The sequence below is a fragment of the Spirillospora sp. NPDC049652 genome, assembly GCF_040675125.1.
In the GTDB taxonomy this organism is placed as follows: domain Bacteria; phylum Actinomycetota; class Actinomycetes; order Streptosporangiales; family Streptosporangiaceae; genus Spirillospora.
The window spans coordinates 1-2,414 of sequence record NZ_JBFAOF010001032.1 but is presented as its reverse complement, the minus strand read 5'-3'; the positions used below and the strand labels follow the sequence as shown (position 1 = coordinate 2,414).

General features: G+C 77.5%; 1 protein-coding gene. It reads left to right on the top strand.

Annotated elements, in window-relative coordinates; genetic code table 11:
• Positions 1–2,414, top strand: a 2,414-nt coding sequence (locus AB0J52_RS36460; RefSeq protein WP_500187470.1) for an acyltransferase domain-containing protein, incomplete at both ends; no start/stop codon positions are given.

Genomic DNA, 2,414 nt, shown 5'->3' with positions numbered 1-2,414 from the left:
CCCGCCCGCCGCGTTCACCGAGGACGACGAGCGCGCCCAGCACGAGGCGATCACCGACACCCGCGTCGCGCAGCCCGCGCTCGGCATCGCGGGACTCGCCGCGCACCGGCTGCTCACCGAGCTGGGCGTCCGGCCCGACCTGGCCGCCGGGCACAGCTACGGCGAACTCGTCGCGCTCGCCGCCGCCGGCGTCTTCTCCGACGACGACCTGGTCGGCCTGTCCGCCGCGCGCGCCGAGGCGATCCTCGACGCCGCCGTCGGCCACGGCGACGACCCGGGCGCGATGGCGGCCTGCGCCGGGACCCTGGAGGACGTCCGCGCGGCCGTCGCCGGGATCTCCGAGCTGGTCGTCGCCAACCACAACGCGCCCCGGCAGGTCGTGGTCTCCGGGTCGACGCCCGCGCTCGACCAGGCCCTGCGGGCGCTGTCGGCGCGCCGGATCGCCGCCCGCCGGATCCCGGTCGCGGCGGCCTTCCACAGCCCGCTCGTCGCGGGCGCCGCCGCCGCGCTACGCGCCGAGCTGGCCCGCCGGGACCTGCGCTCGCCCGCGTTCCCGGTCTGGTCCAACACCACCGCCGCGCCCTACGACACCGAACCCGCCGAGCTGCGCGCCACGCTCGCCGGGCAGGTCGCCGCCCCGGTCCGGTTCGTCGAGCAGATCGAGGCGATGTACGCGGCGGGCGCGCGCGTGTTCGTCGAGGCCGGGCCCGGCCGGGTGCTCACCGGGCTGGTCGGCGAGATCCTCGGCGACCGCCCGCACACTGCCGTGGCCTGCGACGCGCCCGGCGGCGACGGCATCGGGCGGCTGCTGCTCGCGCTCGCCGAACTGGCCGTCACCGGCGTCCCGGTGGACGCCGCAGCGCTGTTCGCCGGACGCGACGCCCGCGTCCTGTCCGCCGGGCATCCGCCCGCGACGCCCGGCTGGATCGTCAACGGCCACCTCGTCCGCACCGCCGACGGCGCCCATCTCACGAACTCACTGCGTCCCGTCGAGCGGGTCGCGCTCCCTTCGGGAGGACCCATGCCCACAGCCGCCCACCGAAGCGCCCCGTCCGCCGCTCCCGCACCGGCCGCACCCGGTGTGCCGGATGCCGCCGCTGCTCTCGGCGCGAGCTCCGCTTCCGGGAAGCCGCCCGCGAACGCCGCGCCTGCCGCAGCCGACGTGAATCTCGTGAGTGCCGCCACCGGTGCGCCTCCTGTGGACACCGCGCCGGGGCAGGATCCGCTTCACGCGGCCGTCCTGGAGTATCTGCGGTCGAGCCGTGAGCTCGTCGCCGCACAGCGGGACGTGGTTCTGAGCCTGCTCAACCGCAGCGCCGCGCCGGGGGAGCGGGTGGACGCGCCGTCCGTGCCCGCGCCGCGCCCGGTGTTCTCCGGGCACGCCGTCCCGCAGCCGCCGTCCGCCCCGCCTTCGGAGCCGGGCCCGGCTTCCGTGGTGGCTCCCGGGACGGTGCCGCCCGTCCGGACGCCCCCGGACGAAGCGCCGGTGGAAGCCCAGGTGGAGGAGCCCGCCTCGTCCGCCCAGGAGGCGGCCCCCGGGCTCGACGAGGTCCGCGCGACCGTGCTCTCGGTGATCGGCGCCCGGACGGGCTACCCGGAGGCGATGCTCGGCGCCGACCTCGACCTCGAAGCCGACCTGTCGATCGACTCCATCAAGCGCACCGAGATCATCGCCGAGCTGGCCGACCGGGTCGGCCTCACCCGGCCGGGCACCCGGCTGGACGAGGCGATCGCCGAGCGGCTCGCCCGGATCAAGACGATCGGCGAGATCGTCGAGTGGATCGGCGGCCGCCTGCGGGGTCCCGGCGCCGACGAGGAGGAGGCGGCGGAGGAGGAGGTCGCGCCGCCGACCGCTGACACGGCGGAGGAGGAGACGGCCGAGGAGCCCGCGATGCCGCCCGTGCGGCAGGTCGTGCGGCTGCGGGAACTGCCCGCGCTGCCCCCGGCCGAGATCGTCCCCGGACGGTTCGACGGCCGCACGTTCGTCGTCGTGGACGACGGCTGCGGCATCGCCCTGGAACTGGCCGACCTGCTGGAGCAGCAGGGCGCCACGGTGCGCACGCCGCTGGACGCGGGCGACGCGTGCGACGGGCTGATCCACCTCGCCGCGCTGCGGCCGGGCGGCGGCCCGGTGCTACCCGGCGCGTACGCCGGGATCCGCAGGACGATGCTGGCCGGGCCGCGCTGGGTGATCCTCGGCACCGGCGCGGGCGGCGCGTTCGGGCGCGGCTTCGACGGCGGCGTCGGCGACCCCACACCCGGCGCGGGCCTGCGCGGCCTCGCCCGGACGCTCGCCAAGGAGTTCCCCGAGACGTTCGTCCGGTCCGTGGACGTCGACACGAAGGACAGCCCGCGCGCGATCGCGCTGCGGCTGCTGGCCGAGATGGCGGCGCCGGGCGGGCCCGTCGAGGTCG